Below are 22,051 nucleotides of genomic sequence, written 5' to 3'. Positions count from 1 at the left end.
AGTATTTACAAAAACATAAACAATTATCTATAAGCATATTACACATGTCTTACAGGCTAAACTATATCTAAAAAATAAAATATGGCACGTACAATTGCTGAAATACAGAATGAAATTCTGATTGAGAAAGGGAAACAGCCCTCTCTAAAAGGCTTAACAAGCTCCTCAAATACAAGTATTTGGAGGCTGTGGATCAACATTGTGGCTACTGCAATTTGGGTACACGAAAAAATAGTCGAAAAAAACGCCTTAATTTCAAGACCTCATACCTTAAACTGGTATAGAGATCAGGCTTTAAATTTTCATTATGGTGTTCCATTAGAGCCAGACTCGAGTAACGGAATGTCACTAATCTGGCAAGATGGTTCGTATCAATTTGACACTACAGGTCTTACAGAATCAGAAATTGAAGAATCGAAAATAATAAAACATTGTGCTGTAAGCGAAATTGACTTAGAAACAGTTCTCAAACCAAACAAAGAAATCGAAGAAATTTTTTCTGACTATTTCCATAATAAAGTTGGAGTTGTTTTTATAAAAGTTGCCACAGTAAAAGAGGATAAAATTTCGAGAATTGATGTACCCAACGAACTCTATGCCTTTAAAGAATACATCTCTAAAATTAAAGATGCAGGAAATCAGGTCTATATAAGTTCTGATCAGGGTGATATTCTGAGACTAAGTCTGAATGTTTATATTGATCCTTTGAGTATTTACATCAACCCGAAAGACATTGAATATTATCAAACAAAAATCTCAAACAGCTCAGATGAGGGTATTATATTACCTATGGACGAGTACGAATTAGATCCATTAAATGGTTCATTGATATCCAATAGTCAGGCATTTCCTGTAATAGATGCTGTAAAAGATCATTTAAAAAATATCGAATTTAATGGTGCTTTTGTCAAAACGTATTTAGTTGATGCCATTCAGAAAGCGCAGGGAGTTAAAATTCCGATTTTAACAAAGGTTCAAACTGCTATGGCAACAAATCCAAATGATGAGCCAAATCCGACACTTCCGGATGTGACCAAAATAGAATATTTCATTCCAAAAGCAGGTTATTTTGATTTGGACACCCTTGAAGTTGAGGTAAACTACATTCCTTATACATTCTACCGAGATAAACAATAGTCTAATACGTAAACGATGAATAAATACACGATTTTAAAATGGGAAAAGCTATTATTATGGCTCATCCCTCCTATTCTTAGAAAAAAAACACATGCGCAATGGCTCAATGTTTTACTTGCTCCTATTCGTTCCATTTATGAGGAGACTCTTTACAAAATGCAACATACAGGCCAGGTGATTTATCTGGAAAAAGTATTGAACGAAACCTTCAATCCAACCAAAAATTACAATCCTAATGCAAGCACGGAGCAAAAACGATTGAACGAGTTAATTTATATAGACGAATCGGTCAAGCCTACCTTGCAGTATGTATATCTCCATAAAGAATACTATGAACCGGACGGAACATTAATGATTCCGTTATTAAAAATATTTAAGCGTGAGGAATATAAAAACAAAAACAACAAACCTGTTTATCTGGCCCACCGTAAAGATTACACCACACTAGCCTATGCTAATTTTAGAGTATTTATACCTGAAATTTTAATAACAAACGGAACTATAACGATCCAGCCAGATAAAAATGGAGCTGTATCGAAAACAGCAGCCATCAAAGTGGCAAACATTGAATTCCACAATCTTCTTAACTTCTATAAACTAGCTGGTAAAAGTTATGAAAGCTATCCTTATTCACCAGAAGTCTTAGAAAAATAGTATCAAAAACAACAGACATTTAAATCAATAAAAATGAAACAAGTAAATTTTAGTCATTCGGGAGGATTTCCGCTCGAGCAAGAAACTTTAGAAAAACTTCAAACTGCCTACAGGTCTGAATTATACGAAGCTTTAAAAAGGCATTTAAGCATCGACAACAATAACGATTATATTGTAGCTCACGCAACAAGCGAAGCAAAAGGCTGGGCAGTTATCCGTCAGGAAGATGCTGTAAACCCGGAAAATCAGACAGGAATTTTATATCCTATCAAAAATGGAACTCCAACGAATTATTTAAAAACCACCAGAACAGAGACAAATTTAATCTACGGAACCGGAGAATCTCAACCCGCTTATTATGATTATGAGGCAGAATACAGCCCAGCCAAATTGAATGATGGTGTTTTTGTTTCTGAAAGTGGTCAGGTACAAACGGTCTATTATTATGATGTAAGAAATTTTAAGATTGTTAAGGATATTCAGGCAATCGAAGAAATTCTTCAGGCAATTCAATCCAACATTAATGCAATAGAGGCTAATATTGACGTTGTTGAAGGAGATATTAATGCAATTGAAACAAACATCAACGTAATTGAAGCAGATATCAATTTAATTAATCAATCTTATCTTCCGCTTAATGGTTCTAAAGCGATGCAGGGAGATTTAGATCTGGGGACTCATCAATTATCAAAATTAGACACAAATCAAACCTTAGAAGCAAACGTAAGAGCCAGAGATTTTAGATTAGGTTATAGTGGCGGAAGAGGATTATTGCATCAAAATGATTATCTGGGAAGAGCTTTAGTTGACAACAGCACTGCGTCGACGACAAATCTTACTCTAAATTATGGTCCGGATTGGGATAATACTTATATCGGTGGGAAAGTATATTTAGACAATATCAATACAACAAGTTCTAATGGCTCCTCTTTGCTGGTATTAGACAATCAAAATCAGGTTATTAAAAACAGTACGTTAATCAACTCGTTACTTAATCGTATCCAGGCTTTAGAAGACAAACCCGCCACTGCTGTACCACTTGGAATGGTTGCTATCTGGGGAAAACCAGCTCCATTTCCTGAAGGTTGGGAAGAATATGTACCATTAAAAGGTAAAATACCTGTAGGGCTTAATATTCTAACTCCAGAAGAAAAAACTGATGCACAAGACGGAGACGGAGGTAACGGTATTAGCTACTATAGAGATAATTATGGCAACATAATATATCCATTTGAAACCTTGGGAAGTACAGGAGGTCGAATGGCTAAAAAACTAAGTATTAATGAAATACCTGCACACACTCACACAGAAACAAGAGTAAAAGAAGGTTTAGGAAGCATAATAAATTTTGAAGCTGTTGGTGATGATGGCCATTTAGGATATGAATCTGTGGCATCAGGACCTGCTGGTGGAGGACAAACTTTCTCAATTCTTAACCCTTACAGAGTTGTCCAATTCATCGAATATACAGGACGTCCAAAAGATAGTACCGCACCAACAAATCCAACAAACTTGCAAGTATCAAATATTCGCGATACAAGTGTAACTTTAAGTTGGTCAGCATCGACTGATGAATATGGTGTTACAAATTATATTATATATGGAAATGGTATTTCGCCAATCATAACAGGTAACGTTCTCTCTTATACCGTTAGTGGACTATCTCAAGACACATCTTATAATTTCTATGTCAAAGCAAGAGACGCCGCAGAAAATTTATCAACTGAGAGTAATACCGTAAATTTTACAACAACTATAACGGATTTAATGAAGCCAAGCACACCAACTGGTTTAATGTGTTCCCCGGATGGTGATAGCTATATAAATATTTCATGGAACCCTTCTACTGACAATCTAGCTGTTGTTCGTTACGTGGTATATAGACGAATCGCTGGCGGATCTTCTCAAGTATATGTTGGAACCCCCGACAACTTTTGCACTGTTTATGGTACAGCAGGTACAACATATTATTTTAAAGTACTGGCTGTGGATGCGGCAGGAAATGAATCTCTATTTTCATCTGAAGTTGTAGGATATGTAGAATCAGAAGGCGGAGGCGGATCATGTTTCGACGTAGAATCATTAGTAACAATGGCATCAGGACAATCAAAGAAATTAAAGAATATTGTAGTTGGAGACAAACTTCAGGGATTTTCTTTCCCTAATGAGATTGATGAATCTGATGGAGACTATTTCTTGTGGAATGGAAAATTAGATGAAGCTACTAAAACTGACGTAACTGTTGTTAACAAAATCACAAGTGTTCAGCCAAATTACTACGAAATTAAAATGGCTGACACAACGATTAAAGTTACCGGAGAACACCCTTTATTAGTTACTCAAGATGGTGAAAATCTACAATGGATATCTGTAAAAAATGTGTCACAAAGCATGCTACTGATTGATAAAACAGGGAAAACAAAGGCTATTGAATCGATAACATTCAAAGAAGAACCTTTGGAAGTTGCTCTTTTAGATGTTGAGAATGTAGATAATTATGTTATTTCCGGAATTGTTGCTCACAACAATAAACCAGAAGATCCACAAGATCCACAACTATAAAAAACAAAATAACTATTTAGTAATCTTTTGGGGTTTAATTACCCCAAAAGATTACTTACCTAAAACCATTCAACTTAAAAAACTATAAATGAAAATTGTGAAATTTATTTTTACAGCTTCGGCTTTGCTGTGGCTTTTAATTACAATCTTGACAATGATCCCATTAGTAACCTTATTACTTCCAACCTTATTAATTTCGAAAAAACATTATACCGAATGGATCCTCTTTTTATTTGCATCGATTTGTTCTTTAGGCATCTACCCTATTTGTTTTGTATATGCCATCATAAAATGGAAAGGTTTTTTAACCTATCTGAGAAAACTTAGTTTAAGCATCGACATTGCCGGAAATACCGTTGCCGGAACATTATTAAATGACAATTTTATTATCGCTTCCTCGACAAATAAATTTGGTGTTATCCAGGAAACCATAAGCGATAATTTAGGAGAAAATGAAAGAGACAATACCCTATCGGTTTTCGGGAAAAGATTTACCAACTTATTGGGAGTAATTGATTTTGATCACGCCCAAAAATCTATAGTAGAAGACTAACAACATAAAAACCATGATACATAAAATCTCAGAATACTCAAATGAACTAAAATTATTGCTTTACGGAATTTTTATTTACTTGGAGATGGATGCCGAAATTGTTAAGATATTATTTTACTTAATGGTAATGGATACTTTTTTAGGCATTATAAAAACCATAGTGCTAAACAATCCTTTCAGCTTTAAAAAATTAGCTCTGGGATTTGTGTCTAAGTTAGCCGTATTGCTAATACCAACAGCCTTGGCATTAATGAGTAAAGGACTTAATTACAACTTTAAATGGTTTGTAACCATAGTAATGGATTTACTTATTGTTAGCGACGGAATTTCAATAATCAGCAATATTATTGCCATAAAAACAAAAAAAGAAGTAGAAAATTTTGATGCGATGACTTTGATTCTTAAATCGATAAGAGATCGTTTAATACTATTATTCAAAAGACTTTTGATCACCATCGATCCTAAATATCATATCGAAAAATAGGCAAATACTTCATCCTAAATATATCTATATAAATAGAGGAATACGAACAACTATAAGAAGAAAAATTGTTTGTATTCCCTTATGAAAAAGCAGAAAAGATAGGAATTCCTATATACAAATTTGGTTTATACACTAGAAGGAAAAATTAATTTCTCAAATTATTCATCCCAAATACCGCCAGATTAAACTGCTTCCTTTTTCTTCTGAATCTGAATTCCAGCCTATAACCAATTAACCAAATTGAAAGTAAAAACCAAAAATGCACCTTATTTATTAGAACGAATATTTAAGATCAGAAGAATCGAAAACACAATCGATTTAAGTAATTCTTTTTCTGTTGTAAATAAAAAAGAATTCCCAGCATTGTTTGAAGCAGAAATTTACAAAGTAACATTTAGCACAAAAAAACATGGGAAAACAAAAAGTTACGATCTCTTTATGTCTTACAACGAATTGATCTGCGACGAAGAAATAGATAATTTAAAAGAATCTCTGGGTATAGTCATAACAGGAGACGGATCACAATTTAAAATTCTTGACTACGAAGCAGATTTTACTATCCAGTTCGATCAGGAAAACAGCTCTTTTATAGCAATTGATGAGGTGAAAAATGGGATGATAAGTTTCAGAAAGTAAGTTGATAAAAATTCTCAGTGCTGAAAAACCGTTGCTTTCTATTGATAAAGCATGACTAATCAACTGTCTAAAAAACATATATAACTAAACAAAATTAAAAAATGAAAAAGATAATCTTATTGTTAGCGTTGTCCGTTACGCTTTTCTCAACGGCACAATCTACTTATTTAATTCAAAAGCCATTACGCTTAGAGACTGTTAATGGGGGCACTAAGTTTGACAGCGTCCTTGTACGTGGTGCTGATAAAATTGTCAAATTTGTTCCTCGAAGTGAGTTTGTTGGTTCATCCGGCCTTAAAACTGTAAATGGCATTTCTTTATTGGGTTCTGGAGATGTTCCATTTACTCCTGTATCAGATACTGTATCTGGTATAGTGAACAATACAGCTTTACAGGAACTAGGAGGTGTAGATAAAACTATTAATGGTTTAAGAATTGGTAGAGGTAATAGTACCGGGATTGATAATGTAGTATTCGGAATCAATTCACAAAACTCAGCAACAACTGCTGTTGAAAACCATTCATTTGGATTTGAAGCGTTGAGAGATGTTACAACAGGTAATTATAATACCGCTATGGGTTGGGGTGCACTACAAATGAATACAACGGGTAATCAAAATAGTGCTTTTGGTGATGCGGCTTCTATGGCGAATACTACTGGTTCTTATAATGTTGCTATGGGAATTAATACTTTAAAAGCAAATCAATATGGCAGCCAAAATGTTGCTATTGGAGCAGGTGCTTTAGCTAAAAATATAGGCACTGCCGGTTCAAATATATTTGGACACAGGTCTGTAGCTATTGGAGCAAGTGCGATGTTTAATAATACAACCGGACATGGTATAGGAATAGGTAATTTTGCCTTAAATAACAATACTACAGGTGCACACAATATAGCAATAGGTTTTCAATCCGGAAGTGGTATTACTACAGGCAGCAATAATACAATCATAGCTGGTACAGGATTTATACAATTTGGAGGTGGTATAACTACAGGGGCCAACAATTTAATTATTGCTCAAAATAATGGTAATACTACAGGCATCACTACAGGATCAGGCAATACTATTGTGGGTAAAGTAAGTGGTTTAGCAGCTGCCTTAGAAAATAATGTAATAGTATCAGACGGTGTGGGAACACAAAGATTGATATCTAATTCAACAAATTTAACCACACTCCCAGTTCAAACAACTGCTTTAATTACTGGAGACACAACAGGCAAAGCTGTTTTAACTAAAGAATATCTTAATAGTTTCATTGGAACGGTTGCTCCTGCATCAGCTACAGCTTCTGGAAAGGTTGGTGAAATTAGAATAGTTGCTGGCTATATATATTGGTGTACTGCTCCTAATACATGGATAAGAGCATCGGGAACAACATTTTAATAGAAACAAATATTACTCATCAAGTAATTTAAAAAAATGATCACACAAAAATATATAATTAGTAAAGCATTAGCTTTAGATACTGTGAATGAAGGTAAAAACACAGATGAGATATTAGTTTATAGCGCAGACAAAGAAGTTAAGAGGATTCCTCAAAGTAGTTTTTCTATTGAAATAAAAGGTGTTTATAACAATAATGGCGAAGCAAAAGCAGATGGTTTAGTCGTTGGTGACTATTATAGAAAACCAATCGTTAGCGATTCTGAATCTTCTGTTTTAGCTGTTGTTGTTGATGTTTTACCGACAATGAAATTAGTTTTTAACGACATTGATACAACGGCTTCTTTTTTAGGTATAACTGACAAAGAAAGTATTGAAGATTGGAATGTTTTTTTTAGTGCTAGTACCTCTTTGATATTTACTAAAGTTAGAATTGAAGGTAATGACGCTATTTTCACAAGATCAGATTCTTTTTCAGGACAAATAAACTTGAATTCTTGTCAAATAAAAGATATTGATTTCACCGGATTTACCAATCAGATAAGCCGCATATTTTTACAATCAAATGAAATAACTTTTTTCAACCCTACTGAAAAACTGCCACATTCAGTTACTACCTTGGATTTAAATAACAATACTTTAGCTACTTTTGATCCTCATATTGAACTACCTGACAGTTTAGAATATTTATCTTTGAGCAATTGTGATTTGAAGACCTTTAATCCTTCTATTGCTTTGCCAGTGGATTTGAAAACGTTAAATCTGGAGGTGAATCAAATAGAAACATTTAATCCTACTATTGCATTGCCTTCAGGTTTAAATGTTTTAAAATTAAATGTAAATGAGATAGTTGTATTTAATCCTTCTCTTGCTTTACCTGCTGATTTGCAGGAATTAATTTTAAACAACAATAAAATAGTTACATTTGACCCTTCTATTGCGCTACCGTCGAATCTAAAATATCTAAACTTAAATGATAACCAAATAGTTACATTTGACCCTGCTAATTTTGCCTTACCAGCAAACTTAGATTCGTTTTCTATAGGTGACAACAAAATAGCCACTTTTGATCCTGCTAATTTTGCTTTACCTAATTCAATAACTAGCCTCTCCTTATTTAACAATCAAATAGTCTCTTTTGATCTAGTAAATTTTCTTTTACCTTCAAATTTAAAAATTCTAAGTTTAGGTGGTAATAAAATTTCAACATTCGATCCTTCTGTTCCTTTACCAGATAATTTAGAATTTCTATCTGTGTTAAGTTGTTCGATAGTTTCTTTTAACCCTACTTTACCATTGCCAGCTACTTTGAAAAATATTAGGCTAGAATACAACCGGATAACTACATCTAGCTGGAACACAGCAACGGCCTGGATTTCAAATCTTGGCAATAATGGTAGTATAAATTGCGAAGTAAATTATGATTCAATTATAGAGACTGCATCTGAAACTCTTTTACGAGATAAAGGCTGGACAATAATAACTCAATAATAATTAAAATACTTTTTCATCTTAATTCAACTCAAAGCCACCATTAAAGAACAAAATCTTCTTATGGTGGCTTTACTTTTAGAATTCCAATTATAATATAAAAATAATATTGCTGAGGTAAGAAATCTAATCCTAGACCTTAAAAAACTCACTAACAAACTCTACTTCTTCGATAAAAACTCATCTTCAATAAGCCTAAATTTTTCTCGATCCAATGGTTTATTCAGAAAACGAAATACAGAAGGATTATTTTCGGCCCGTTTAAAATCATCAGGATGTATAGATGTTGTAATCATCAAAATAATGCAGTTTGCTTTGATTGTTTCAGACAGTTTTGCGTATTCTTCCAGAAATTCATAGCCGTTCATTCCCGGCATATTAATATCTAAAAAAATGAATTGTGGAAGTAATTCTGGAGTATTTTCTAATGATTTAATATAATCAAGTGCTTCAAGAGCTGATTCCTGCAAAATTATTTCTTCAGCGAAATGATATTTTTCAGCCATTCGCTTTGCGATATAACGATCTGTTGGATTGTCGTCTATCACTAAAATTTTTTTGAAAGTTGGTTTTTCTGATTCCTGGTTCATTAGTTAAGATTGATTTATTGATTTGGTATTTTAATTAAGAAAGTTGTTCCTTCACCTATTTGAGATTTAACTTTTATATCGCCATTCAGTTTATTAACAGCTTCTTTTACAATATACAATCCTAGTCCTGAACCAACGGATTCCTGCGACACGCGATAGAACATGTTAAATATTTTCGATTGCGATTCTTCATCAATTCCTATACCATTGTCCTGAACGAAGATATTGGTTTCAGTTGGAGACGTCTCTATTTTAATATTGACAAAGGGATTTGGAATTTGAGAATTTTGATACCGAATAGCATTTGAAATAAGGTTATTTAAAATAGTAATTAAACGATTTTTATCAGAATAAAAGGAAACTTCATCAAAGATCTCAATTTTAAATTCAACCATTCTGTTATTATCACCAATGAATTTTAAGTTTTCCGTCACACCATTAATCAGTTCTCTGAAATTAATTAGCTCGTTATTGATTTCCATACGAGAGTTTCGCGAATAATCAAGAATGTCACAGATAAAACCATCCAGTTTTTTTGCGCTGCCTTTTAGCATTCTAAAATATTCAAGCATCGATTCTTCAGTAGTGTCTTCTTTGGCTATTTCAATAAGACCGAGCATTGAATTCAGTGGTGCTCGCAAATCATGAGAGGTACTGTAAACAAAACGGTCAAGTTCATAATTGGCGGTTTTTAATTCCTGATTTTCAATTTCCCTTTTTTTAAAAATTAGTTCCATATGTGCTTCACTATATTTTTTAAATTGATAGGCCCACAACCCGCAAATTGAAAAAATGCAACCTGCAAGTATCATATGAATAATAAATGTCTGTAATGACATATAATCTAACTGAGAGAAATAAATTTCATCTAATCCCAGATATTGAAAATAACCAAATACTCCATGATGTATTCCCACAACAAGCATAAGTGGTATTTGCAACTTCCAGTTTTGATACGTAATAAGGATGGCACTTGCAATGAATGCTATAAAGTGCATTTCGAACAGTCCATGCATCTGGTAAATAAATTGAGCCATGAAAATTCCCAATACAACACTGAGGACATATTGGTATAAATTTGATTTAGGCATGACAACTTTTGTGGAATAATAGGCAATAAGCAACAGGCTGCCGACTCCAACTCCAATTTGCCAGGTGTCATAAAAAAAAGAAAGCAACAATCCGACGACAAAAAAACTGATGAGGAAATAATTAGTTAAATGATCTGATTTTTTTTTAATTACAAAAAGAAAATCTTTAATGTGCATGGATTGTTCTAAAGCATCAATTTCTTGTTTCATGTTTTTTTTGCAATTTGGGATTGTTATTTAATTCTCTTTTTCGCTTTTGACTGTAGGTTATAACAAATTGAGCCTCATATTAGCAATTTGAGAATATGTAAAAACTTTGACTTTAAATTAAATGATTAAGAAAATCATTAATAAGACTTCACCAAATTATATAAAAAAAACACAATACCAAACTTTAAGTAATGCATATTTTACAATTAAATATAATTTTTATGACATCAATTATTAATGGCTTTTATTGATACAATCCATAATGAGTTTCTAATACTAAAATGATTAAGCAATGAAATTCTTCATTCATTTAACAATTTAATGCTTTTATTCAGCGCATCCTGACACCCTAATTATTTTCATTCTTTCATTCCACACATAATGATATCATTAATTTCTAATAAACAGGTATTAATACTTACTTATTTATAATACTTAATTGATACTTTTGAGAGCCCCTAAATAGTTTTTTTTATTAATTCATTTCAAATAAAATTATGATCTCAGATTTCTTTGAAACAAATAACTATTTCGTTGACAAAAAAAATAGTTTTCAGGAGCACTACAATGTTTATAATGACAAACGCGAACGCATTGGCAGAATTAAACAAAAATTAACCGTATTACAAAAAGTATTACGCTTAACAGTAAGTAAAACATTGCTTCCTTTCTCTCTAGAGATTCGGAGTGCCAATGGCGGTTTAGAAGCTTCAATATTAAAAAAAGGTCTCTTTTCAAAATCTGAAATTATTGTACAGGATGCTTCCGGCAAAAAAGTGGGAATCATTAATAAAAAATCAAAGCATTTTAAACCTGAATTCAAAATTTTAAACAGCGCTAACGAGGTTATCGCTGAGATAGGTGATGTGTGGAAAAAATCTAATTTTATTATCAATGATTCTTTGGAAAACCAAATAGGCACAATTGACCATCAATGGAAAGGATCAATGAAAAATGTTGCCAGAGCAGACAATAGCTATAATGTAAATATTGCAACCAACTATTCTAATAATGAAGAAAAAGTCGCTATTTTATCGACTGCGATTGTTATAAATATGTTTTTTTAAATCTGAATATCTGCTAAAGTTTATCCACTACTACATAATAAAAAAGGGAATAGTTTCAAAGCTAAAGCAGAAATAGCTCTTAATTTTGATTGGTAAATTCCATAAAAAAACCTGCAAAGCAAACTTTACAGGTTTTATGGTATCCCCAAATACCATTAATAAACATATAGCCTAATGGACTCTGTTATTCATCATTATAAAAAAGCCCATTTTGCTATATTTAACTAAAAAACAATTTTAAAATGAAACAATTTAAGCCTTCTTTATTTTAAAACATTACTTATCAAATTATTATAGCAAAATCTGAATTCGGGATTGAAAAAATTGAGTTGCCCCTTTTAAATTAAATCGGTCTAATATTCCATAACCATAAGCGAATTCAAATCTAAAGTTTTTAGAAAGATACCAGTTTAGAGTTGGCGTTATTCTCCAAAACCGTCCCCCCTCAATTAGTCCGCCATTCAATTCATTGGTAGAATATCTTAACGCTGCCTCGATTTCACCTAATCCTCCTTCAAAAACAGATTTTTTAACCGGGATAAAAGTATAAATACCACTTGTTGTCGTATAAGGTCTGCTTGCACCGGTAAAAATGTAACTCATCATTACTTCTCCACCATGAAAAACCGGATCGTTTTTTTCACTTGAATTAAACATCTGCCAGCTGTATTCAGTTCCAAATAACCATGGTCCTTTATTGTAATAGATCTCCCAACCTACAAAAGTTCCCTGATTTGATGAAAAAGTACCTGTATCTATAAAAATTGGGGCCGTGTTTGATTCGGGTCTCGATTTAAGTCTGATTTTATTATCTTCCGGCTGCCCTATTCTGAAATTACCTCCAATATGAAGCGTAGTTTGTTTTTCTTCAGAATGTATTGGAAGCCAGGCAGCTCTTGTTATAAATTGCCAGCTATACGTACTGAATCCCTGATCTTTAGAAAGCCAGTCTGCAAAAATCCCCATATTCCAGACAATTTTTTGTTTTGGAAGATAGCCAAGCCATTTTATACCATCACCGAGAATGGGTATTGCGTCAATATTCATATGTCGCTCCAAAGATTCACCGGAGTAACCATTCATGACTTTGCTAAGTGAGAAACCTTCTTTAGTACGGCCTATAAAAATACTCCCCCATATTTCGGGTGTTGCGATCATAACTCCGGATTCACGCACATACCAGGATTTTGCATCTCCATCATACATAAAACCAGCTTTCCAGGTTATGGTTCTTTTTGTTTTAAGCTGACCGCCAATTAAAACCCTGAAATCACGAACATCAAAATCGTATTTAAGTTCACTGCCAATCGAATCCATTTGTCTTTTGGTAGTTGCATCTGCGACGTATCCTGCATATTCATATAAAAAACCAGCACCCAATTTGATCGTTGTAAAACTGGTGTCAAACATGTTCCATGGCAATTTCTGCGCCTTCGTACTGTCTACAGCCTGTATTACATCGCCTTCGGTTCCATCAGGCACCGTTTTTGGTTTTTCCTGTCCAAATGAAAAATAAGGTAAAATCAGAAGAACAAAGACAATCAAACCAACCCGCAGTTGCGACAGAAATAAACAATTTGCTATGATTCGTTTTGCTTTCAAAATACCGTTATTTATGAATTAATATTCCAGGAATATTTTTTGAAGTTCATCCAATTTTCTTGGTTTAAGTAATGCTATAGTCAAGAGAATTCTGGATTTTTGAGGATTTAATCCATAAGAAGCGATAAGCCCTAATTCGTCATCATTGCACTCCACGTTACGTCCTACAATACCAGTAGCCACACGTGTGCTTCGAACTACAATAATTCCTTTTTTACTTGCTCTTGCACAAGCATCAAGAGAAGCTTTATTCATGTTTCCGTTACCAACGCCGGCAATTACAATTCCTTTGGCTCCTTTTTCAATAGAAGCATCTATTAAATCAGGTTTCATATCGGCATCAGCATAAATAATATCTACGCGTGGAAAAGTTGTTACTCCTTTTACGTCAAATTCAGAACTTTTTCCGAATTTTTGATCAGGATAATGGTAAAAATCATTTACCCCGTAAGAAGTGGTTCCTATAAGTCCGCGTATTGGAGACATAAAAGTCTGAACAGCTGTTGTACTAACTTTGGTCAATGATTGAGCAGAATGAATCCAATCGTTCATAACCAAAAGTACCCCATGCCCTTTTGCTTTAGGATCTGCAGCCACGGCAATTCCATTATAGAGATTCAAAGGCCCATCAGCACTTATTGCTGTTGAAGGGCGCATCGAACCAACAAGTACTACCGGCTTATCTGTTTTTACAACCAGATTTAGAAAATAGGCCGTTTCTTCCATCGTGTCAGTTCCATGTGTAATCACAAAACCGTCAACGTCTTTACTGCCCGCCAGTTCATTGATTCTGTTGGCTACTTTCAGCATTATTTCAAATGACATATCCTGAGATCCAACATTCGAGATTTGTTCGCCTTTAATATCGGCCAATTTCATGGCATCCGGCACCGCATTGACCATCGCATCAATAGTTACCTGTCCTGAAGTGTAGCCAGATTGTACACCACTCGCAGCAGATCCTGCAATCGTACCTCCTGTTGCCAGAATAAGAATTTTCGGTTTTGATTGTGCAATTATACCTGTACTTACTGATAATAGGATTATAAGAAACAGTTTTTTATAAAAGATTGTATTTAATTTCATGATATAGATTTTTTAGTTGTTGGTTATTTTTGTCCTGTTAAGCTTGCCGGATCAAGTAATTTTTTAATTTGATCTTCCGTAAGTAATTTCTTTTCGCGTATAAGCTCCAGAATTCCTTTATTGGTTTCAAGAGCTTCTTTGGCCAGCTCAGTTGTTTTTTCGTAACCCAATACCGGATTAAGTGCCGTAACAATACCAACACTTCTTTCCATATAATGTTCTAAAACCGATTTATTTGCAGTAATACCTTCTATACAATTTTTTCTAAACAAGGGCATTGTTTTAAAAAACAAACCTTGTGACTCCATCATGGCGATGGCTTCTACAGGTTCAAAAGCATTCAATTGCAGTAAACCGGAATGAGCAGCAAGTGTTACGGTTAAATCATTCCCTATTACTTTGAAACAAACTTCATTCATTAACTCCGGCATAACAGGATTTACTTTACCCGGCATAATTGAAGATCCCGGTTGAAGTGCCGGCAAATTAATTTCAAATATACCAGCGCGTGGTCCTGAGGCCAGGAAAATAAGATCGCTGCTTATTTTTGACATGGCTATGGCCATGCTTTTAAGTGCTGATGAATAAATTACAAATCCTTGTTGACTAGAAGTAGCAGCAATCAGATCTTTACTCATCACAATAGGTTTTCCTGTAATTTTAGCAAGATGCGTGGCCACCTTTTCAGCATAACCTGGTGAAGCCGTAATTCCCGTTCCTATTGCTGTCGCCCCCATGTTTTGCTCACATAAAAATACTTCTGATTTACGTAAAGCGGCAATTTCTGCGTCAAGCTGATTTCCAAAAGCGTGAAATTCCTGTCCCAGAGTCATTGGTACGGCATCCTGTCCTTCGGTACGACCCATTTTTAGAATGTCTTTAAACTCATCTCCTTTTTTATGAAACGCTTTGGCAAGCAAATCAGCTTCTTTGGTTAGTTTATCATTGTGTAATAATAGCGCCACTTTAATAGCTGTTGGGTAAACATCATTGGTAGATTGCCCCATATTTAGGTCATCATGAGGTTCTATAAATTGATACTCCCCTTTTTTATGACCGCTCATTTCAAGGGCGATATTAGCAAGAACTTCGTTGACATTCATGTTGGCTGAGGTACCTGCCCCTCCCTGATACAAATCAACCAGAAACTGATCGTGGTATTTTCCGTCTATTACGGCCTGACAGGCTTTTTCTATCGCAGCAAGCCGGTCTTTTTTAAGTCGGCCGTCAGCTGCATTGGCACGGGCTGCCGCTAATTTTACCATGGCAAAAGCTTTTACATAATCAGGGTAAAATTGCGTGGTCATGCCGCTGATCTGAAAATTTTCAAGGGCGCGGGCTGTCTGAACTCCGTAGTAAGCATTGTTCGGAATTTGCTTCTCCCCCAAAAGATCTTTTTCAGTTCGGGTTTGAGCAGTAAGGAAGCTGATGTATAATCCAAAGAGGATTACATAATGTATTTTTTTACACATGGTGTTCTGTTTTTTAAGTTTTTAGTAACTTTTAAAGAAATGTCCGGGTATCTATTGATTTTTTCTATAAAAGGCTTCTGAGAAGTTATATTTAAAAGAGAATTGTACTTTGGATATAGAAGTACTCCATCCGTCTCTGAAATTATCGCGATCGCCCCACTGAAATTCACCTCCCACCAGACAATTTTTTGCGGGAGAATAAAGCAAATTCGCTACTATATATTGACCTTTTTTGAAGGCATCATTCGTTTGTCCGTTAGAATTGTCAATATCAATCATAGAATAACCAAACGAACTGGTAAATTTTTCAGTCCAGCTATGATCAATAAAAGCCACAAAACCAAGCAACGGAAGTGCAACACCTTTTACAGGTTCTGTAACGTTTCCGGGATTATTTTCGATTCCGATATCAACCGGAGCATCGTTCATGTAATTCTGAATTCCTTCACCATACACAACCTGCCCTTTGAAAACAGTACTTTGACCAAATTTAATGTTGGTACTTAAATTTAACCCCCATCCAAGAGCATCTCCGGATAAATCAAATTGATCATTATTTTGGTCTTTCCATTCAATTTTTCTCAGTATACCGGCTAATTCCACATAACCCCATTTAGCACCGTAACGATATTCTGCCGAAAGATCCGGCAACGGAAATCTCGCATTAACCCCTTCAAGTTCGATACGATTGTCATATATACCCTGATCAGCACTTGCTCCGGGTCTTTCCAGCGCAATAGTTAAACGGGTATCGCCCTGAATAGGCATATAACGAATTTGTACGTTACGGAAAAACACCATTCCGGTTGGTCCCCAATATTCTAATGTATTTGGGAATACATCAATATCCATAAAAGGGCTCCAGGTCTGACCTGCTCCAAATTTCCCTAATTCGGCATAAGCGTGACGCAAACGAAAAGTGGTCTGACCTGCATCGACACCAGTGCCATACAATTCAAATTCGAATTGCGTTTTCAATTCCCCAATTCCGGTATCAAAATAATTTTTGATACCAAATCTCGTCTGGCGTACAGAGGCATAATAATTACCGTCTGGTCCATATTCATTTTCATAAGAGGGTAATTTAGTAGGGCGCACAGCATCGTACCAATCTGGCTGTATCTGATTAAAATTATACCCAATATCGGTCATGATAAATCCATAAATTTCCATACTTTTTTTAGCATCACCGTCCTGACCCTGCATTAGGTTTACTACAAGAAAACAAATTGTAATGGTTAGATATCTAATCTTGACCATTTGCAAAAACTTTTTTTTCATAATGATTAAGGTTTAAAATTGTTTGATTCCTTACTAATGCCTAACCACTTACCTTAATGGGTTTTCAAGATTGTGGGTAAAATTTATTTCATGTTTTTTATTATATATTGTACAATTTCGGCTTCGAGTTCTTTTGTCAAATTTTCATATTCGGCCTTCAAGTGAAAATTCTCCTTTATTTTTTTTGTGTACTTTTCAACATTAATTTTACTGCAACAATAATCATCGCACATGCTTTTGAAATCATCGTCGACCAAATACAAAACTTTGATTGATTCTTGATAATTGGAAAGTTTTTCGCTGTATAACTTCTCTGGAATCGACATTTTATTTTTCATTAAGTACTGATAATCAACCAAATGTAAAAAACCATATAATTCGAAAAGAGTTAAAAACCGTTAAATTTAACCGTTAAATGAAGGAAAAATCTTATTTATAGGTGCTTTTTCTTACAAAAAATTAAATTAAATTATAATATGAAAAGAAAATATTTAACTTTATAGTCATTATTTTTTTGCCCTATTGTTCTCATTTAATGCAACTTATATGGAGGCTATAAAAAAACAAACACATGAAGAAATTTTTACCGAACTAGAATCTGTTTTAAAATTTAACTCATTAAAAAACTCTCCCATCTTAAGTAAATTTTTAAGATATATTGTGGAAGAAACGCTTAATGAAAACCAGCATTTTATCAAAGAATATTCTATTGCTATAAATGTGCTCAACAGATCTGCTGATTTTAATTCTAATGATGATGCCGTTGTGCGTATTCATGCCGGAAGACTACGAAGAATTCTGAACGAATATTATTTGACTGAAGGGCAAAACAATGCTTTGATGATCGACATTCCAATAGGTTGTTATGTTCCCCGATTTATACGAAAGGAAAATGCACGACCCATTGTGCATCCCTATGATAACACAAATCCAATCATTGCCATATTTCCCTTTAAATCAATCACCACAAAACAAAATTTAGATATTTTTTCATTGATGCTTTGTGAAGAGTTAAGCGCTGAACTTTCTCTTTTTGAAGATATTGCGGTTATAGGTCATTTTTCTTCTGAAATGATTTCAAAAATTAATCAAAACATACTCGAAGCCGCAAAAATGCTTAATGCCGATTTTATAATTACCGGAAATCTGCAATGCAATGATAAAAAATTACAGATAAGAGTTAACCTTTTAAACTCCATTACGGGTGAGTTTGTTATGACAAAATCATTCGATCATATTGATATCATTGATATTGCTAAAGTTCAGAGTGAAATTGTACACAGTATTGTCAGCGAAATTGGTGGCTATTATGGCAGTATTTTCAAAGAAATTATCAAAACATCTCCATCCCGAATTTCAAATAATTTAAGTATTTGGAAAGGTGTTTACAGTTATTACAAATATCAATGTGAATGTTCCTTTGAGAATTATTGGTCTGCTTTTAGAAATCTTGATGAAGCTACCAAATTACATCGCAATCATGCGGTAACATGGGCCATGTTGGGTGAATTTTATCTTAACGGAGTTGCCTTTGCCGTTGACAGTGACGAAAACACTATTGAAGAAGGATACCGATGTGTGATGAAATCACTTAAAATTGATCCACATTGTCAGCATGCCTGGCATACTTTGACAGGGGTTAATTTATTAAAAAAAGATCCGGAAGCCTGTCTATATTCTGCTGAACAATGCATTAAAATAAATCCTAATGCTTCAGGTATCGTTTCCGGAGTTGGCTGCATGCTTGTTTTGTCAGGATATTTTGAAAAAGGTTTTCAGATCATGCAAGACGCGATTCAAAAAAATCCTTATTATCCCTGGTGGATTAATATTGGTTTTTGCTGCTATTACTTAGCTAAAAAAGAGTATAAAAATGCATTTCAGTGGGCTGAAAAAATGGACTCTGAAGAAACATTTTGGGATCCGCTTCTTAAATGTGCCACACTATCTTTAATCGGTGAAGACATTAAGTCAAAAAAATATCTTTTGAAACTTTTGTATACGGAGCCTAAAACACCAACAAAAATTGAACTGATGCTTTCAGGTGTTATTCTTTCAGAAGATTTAGTATCGGAAATAGTTCAGGCCGTAGAAAGAATCGGAATGAATCAAAAAAACTGAATATCAAACACTTAAAATTATTTTCAAATACAAATCATTTTATTTTTTAAATTAGTTTTTCAAAAAATAAACACCATGCAGAAATTAACCAAAGAAGATATTTCGCAAGAAGTATTCGATTTATATGATGATTATGCCCACAATAAAATCGAAAGAAGACAATTTATCGAAAAACTTTCCATTTTCGCAGTAGGTACGCTGACCCTTCCGTCGCTTTTAAGTTTTATGATGCCAAATTATGAAGACAGCATCTTAGTCAAACCCAGAGATCCAAGAATAAAATCAGATTACATAACGTATCCATCTCCGAAAGGTGGCGGCACTATAAAAGGGCTTTTATCGCAGTTTGCTGAAACCAAAAAAAAATTACCCGGAATTATTGTTGTGCATGAAAACCGGGGTCTTAATCCGTATATCGAAGATGTAGGACGAAGAGCTGCTGTCGAAGGTTTTATCACATTGGCGCCGGATGCTTTATCACCATTAGGCGGCTATCCCGGAAATGACGATGCAGGACGCGAACTACAAAAAAAACGTACCCGCGAAGAAATGCTGGAAGATTTTATTGCTGCTTATGAATACTTAAAAACCCACAAAGATTGTAATGGTTATGTAGGCGTTGTCGGATTTTGTTTTGGTGGATGGATTTCTAATATGATGGCCGTAAAAATACCGACTTTATCTGCCGCTGTTCCTTACTACGGAGGGCAACCTACCAAAGAAGAAGCTGAAAAAATAACAACTCCGCTTATGCTACACTACGCTGGCTTGGACACACGTGTAAACGAAGGCTGGCCTGCTTTTGAAGAAGTCCTGAAAAAGAATAAAGTTGAAAACACAGCTTATTTTTATCCCGGAGTGAATCATGGTTTTCATAATAATACAACGCCAAGATATGATGAAGCTGCTGCAACTTTATCATGGACACGAACTATTGATTTTTTCAAACAAAAACTAAAAAAAAAATAATTTATGGAGCTGATTGCCAAAGCAACAATACAAATTCAGAAACCAATTGAAGAAGTTTTTGAAGCAATCGTAAATCCCGAAAACATGATCAACTATTTCATCTCGGAAAGCAGCGGACGAATGGAAACGGGAAAAGAATTGATTTGGAAATTCCCGAATTCGAAGATGAGGTTCCCATAAAAGATATTTAAAATGAAACTAATCTTTCGATATGCTATGTTTGGGATCCTGAAAACATAGTAAAAATTGAAAGCAATTAAAAATGACAGATAACAGAAGTTTAATAGCCCTAACCAGATAGTGATTTCTAAAATTTCAAGTTGACCATTATTTTCCAATATTAATTATAACACTATTTTAATCGTACTTTTTTTACAACAAATTATTTTTTTTATTACTTTAGTACAGCTTTATCAATACTGATAAGCAAACAGTTACATTACTTTTCCCTTTCTTATTTACGTATTTAAGTTCAATAATAGAAACTAAAAATTTATTATTTATGAAATGTATCCGTACACTTTTAATAGTATTTATAAGTTTTATTTTTTTATTATTTCCTCTTATACTGCACGCCCAAACACCGGAAAATACTACTTCCGAAAGTCCAATAAAATATCCTCAATTTGAATTTAAGGGACTTTTTCAGGGAAGGTTTCTCGCAGCCATGACAGATGAGGTTGATGTGCTTGGAGTTCAACATACGACGGGAGAGGTTACACAAACTTCTTTTGATATTAAAAGGATGCGTGTTGGACTTACAACTAAAATTAGTCCTGAAACTGAAGTTGTGATTTTAGTAAACTTAGCCGATTTTAAATCGGATCCAAAAGGAAAAGTTTTAGAAAATGCTTATGCAAAATATACGTTTAACAAATATGCTGCATTAGTCGGTGGACAGTTTAGAGCCCCATTTGGTATAGAGGATCAGGTTTCAGTAGATATCATAAAATCATTTGATTTCTCCAACCAATATTATGAATTCGGAAAAAATGGCTGGACCAGTTTTCAAATCGGGGCTTCAGTTCTAGGATCGGTCGATATTGGAAAAGTTCCTGTAAATTATGCCTTTACAATTATAAATGGTAATGGAAAAAATCAGGAAAAAGATAAGGATAACGGAAAACAGTGTTCTACAAGATGGGTTTTCGGATTATCAAAAGAAAACAAAATAAATCTGGGTTTAAACGGTGGAATAGGAAAAGTTTCAACGCAGGAAGTTTTTGCTCTTGGTGCAGATATAACAAGCAATTTCAAACTTGCAGACAAACTTCATTTAGAGTTGCAGGCAGAATACAAACAAGGAACAAATCATAATTTATATTTTTCGTTACCCGTTGATGACAGAACAGCAAATGTAGCCGATTATCAAATGCGTGGCATATACTTTTTACCAAATTTGAGATATGAAATAGCTTACAGAAGATTGTCTTCCATAGAATTTTCCTGCCGATATGAGACTTTTAATTCCAGTTATAAAATCGACTCAAACGTAAGACAAACGTATACGCCAATGGTAAGTCTTGAATTTGGCAAAGCCTACACCGGCCGAATTGAATTAGGATTTACACTTGACAATTATGAAAAAGATATTCCTGATACGTCTGTATATAGCAGCAATTTATTTTTAGTTCAGTTGCAATGCCGACTTTAGTTTAAC

At 34.1% G+C, this 22,051-nt stretch carries 19 protein-coding genes; 13 read left to right on the top strand and 6 right to left on the bottom strand.

Features of this window, described 5'->3' with window-relative positions:
- Positions 1–81: 81 nt before the first annotated feature.
- From IHE43_RS09005 to IHE43_RS08970, 8 genes are all read left to right on the top strand, one after another.
- Positions 82–1,137 carry a hypothetical protein gene (locus tag IHE43_RS09005; RefSeq protein ID WP_192187621.1) on the top strand — a complete coding sequence of 352 codons (1,056 nt, stop codon included), beginning with the start codon at positions 82–84 and terminating at the stop codon, positions 1,135–1,137.
- A 15-nt stretch (positions 1,138–1,152) separates the two neighbouring features.
- Positions 1,153–1,791: a hypothetical protein gene (locus tag IHE43_RS09000; protein WP_192187620.1), complete on the top strand. Its 639-nt coding sequence runs from the start codon at positions 1,153–1,155 to the stop codon at positions 1,789–1,791.
- 33 nt (positions 1,792–1,824) lie between these two features.
- A complete protein-coding gene (locus IHE43_RS08995; protein WP_192187619.1) occupies positions 1,825–4,353 on the top strand; it encodes a fibronectin type III domain-containing protein in 2,529 nt (842 codons plus the stop codon).
- A gap of 88 nt (positions 4,354–4,441) precedes the next feature.
- Positions 4,442–4,906 (top strand): hypothetical protein, encoded by a 465-nt coding sequence (locus tag IHE43_RS08990; protein ID WP_192187618.1) that lies wholly within the window; start codon positions 4,442–4,444, stop codon positions 4,904–4,906.
- Between the two features lie 13 nt (positions 4,907–4,919).
- Positions 4,920–5,390 carry a phage holin family protein gene (locus tag IHE43_RS08985; protein ID WP_192187617.1) on the top strand — a complete coding sequence of 157 codons (471 nt, stop codon included), beginning with the start codon at positions 4,920–4,922 and terminating at the stop codon, positions 5,388–5,390.
- A 240-nt stretch (positions 5,391–5,630) separates the two neighbouring features.
- The gene (locus IHE43_RS08980) at positions 5,631–6,026 is read left to right on the top strand and encodes a hypothetical protein (protein WP_192187616.1); all 396 of its coding nucleotides are present in this window, start codon (positions 5,631–5,633) and stop codon (positions 6,024–6,026) included.
- A 101-nt stretch (positions 6,027–6,127) separates the two neighbouring features.
- Positions 6,128–7,411, top strand: a complete 1,284-nt coding sequence (locus IHE43_RS08975) for a hypothetical protein (protein ID WP_192187615.1) — start codon at positions 6,128–6,130, stop codon at positions 7,409–7,411.
- A 36-nt stretch (positions 7,412–7,447) separates the two neighbouring features.
- Positions 7,448–8,902 (top strand): leucine-rich repeat domain-containing protein, encoded by a 1,455-nt coding sequence (locus IHE43_RS08970; RefSeq protein ID WP_192187614.1) that lies wholly within the window; start codon positions 7,448–7,450, stop codon positions 8,900–8,902.
- 161 nt (positions 8,903–9,063) lie between these two features.
- On the opposite strand, the gene IHE43_RS08965 is transcribed toward IHE43_RS08970, so the two are convergent.
- Together IHE43_RS08965 and IHE43_RS08960 are read right to left on the bottom strand one after the other, a co-directional pair.
- On the bottom strand, positions 9,064–9,492 hold the full coding sequence (locus IHE43_RS08965) for a response regulator (protein WP_192187613.1): 429 nt from the start codon (positions 9,490–9,492) through the stop codon (positions 9,064–9,066).
- Positions 9,493–9,506: 14 nt separating this feature from the next.
- Positions 9,507–10,793: a HAMP domain-containing sensor histidine kinase gene (locus IHE43_RS08960; protein WP_192187612.1), complete on the bottom strand. Its 1,287-nt coding sequence runs from the start codon at positions 10,791–10,793 to the stop codon at positions 9,507–9,509.
- A gap of 497 nt (positions 10,794–11,290) precedes the next feature.
- Here IHE43_RS08960 and IHE43_RS08955 point away from each other — a divergent pair, with 497 nt between their 5' ends.
- Positions 11,291–11,860, top strand: a complete 570-nt coding sequence (locus tag IHE43_RS08955) for a phospholipid scramblase-related protein (protein WP_192187611.1) — start codon at positions 11,291–11,293, stop codon at positions 11,858–11,860.
- 291 nt (positions 11,861–12,151) lie between these two features.
- On the opposite strand, the gene IHE43_RS08950 is transcribed toward IHE43_RS08955, so the two are convergent.
- From IHE43_RS08950 to IHE43_RS08935, 4 genes are read right to left on the bottom strand one after another with little or no spacing between them, the layout of a single operon-like run.
- Entirely contained in the window at positions 12,152–13,462 is a 1,311-nt protein-coding gene (locus IHE43_RS08950; protein ID WP_225585447.1) for an OprO/OprP family phosphate-selective porin, read from the bottom strand.
- 18 nt (positions 13,463–13,480) lie between these two features.
- Positions 13,481–14,548 carry a type II asparaginase gene (locus IHE43_RS08945; protein WP_192187610.1) on the bottom strand — a complete coding sequence of 356 codons (1,068 nt, stop codon included), beginning with the start codon at positions 14,546–14,548 and terminating at the stop codon, positions 13,481–13,483.
- A 23-nt stretch (positions 14,549–14,571) separates the two neighbouring features.
- Complete coding sequence (locus IHE43_RS08940) at positions 14,572–16,020, bottom strand: aspartate ammonia-lyase (RefSeq protein ID WP_192187609.1); 1,449 nt, start codon at positions 16,018–16,020, stop codon at positions 14,572–14,574.
- A gap of 51 nt (positions 16,021–16,071) precedes the next feature.
- Positions 16,072–17,301 carry a DcaP family trimeric outer membrane transporter gene (locus tag IHE43_RS08935; protein WP_225585446.1) on the bottom strand — a complete coding sequence of 410 codons (1,230 nt, stop codon included), beginning with the start codon at positions 17,299–17,301 and terminating at the stop codon, positions 16,072–16,074.
- Positions 17,302–17,847: 546 nt separating this feature from the next.
- Here IHE43_RS08935 and IHE43_RS08930 point away from each other — a divergent pair.
- From IHE43_RS08930 to IHE43_RS08915, 4 genes are all read left to right on the top strand, one after another.
- On the top strand, positions 17,848–19,422 hold the full coding sequence (locus IHE43_RS08930) for a hypothetical protein (protein WP_192187608.1): 1,575 nt from the start codon (positions 17,848–17,850) through the stop codon (positions 19,420–19,422).
- A gap of 75 nt (positions 19,423–19,497) precedes the next feature.
- Positions 19,498–20,391 carry a dienelactone hydrolase family protein gene (locus IHE43_RS08925; protein ID WP_192187607.1) on the top strand — a complete coding sequence of 298 codons (894 nt, stop codon included), beginning with the start codon at positions 19,498–19,500 and terminating at the stop codon, positions 20,389–20,391.
- A 3-nt stretch (positions 20,392–20,394) separates the two neighbouring features.
- A complete protein-coding gene (locus IHE43_RS08920; RefSeq protein WP_192187606.1) occupies positions 20,395–20,571 on the top strand; it encodes a hypothetical protein in 177 nt (58 codons plus the stop codon).
- Positions 20,572–20,893: 322 nt separating this feature from the next.
- Entirely contained in the window at positions 20,894–22,045 is a 1,152-nt protein-coding gene (locus IHE43_RS08915) for a porin (RefSeq protein WP_192187605.1), read from the top strand.
- Positions 22,046–22,051: the final 6 nt, after the last annotated feature.

The organism is Flavobacterium sp. MDT1-60 (assembly GCF_014844035.1).
Taxonomy (GTDB): Bacteria; Bacteroidota; Bacteroidia; order Flavobacteriales; family Flavobacteriaceae; genus Flavobacterium.
Note: the sequence above shows the minus strand (reverse complement) of the source record. Positions and strands in the feature narration are given on the sequence as shown.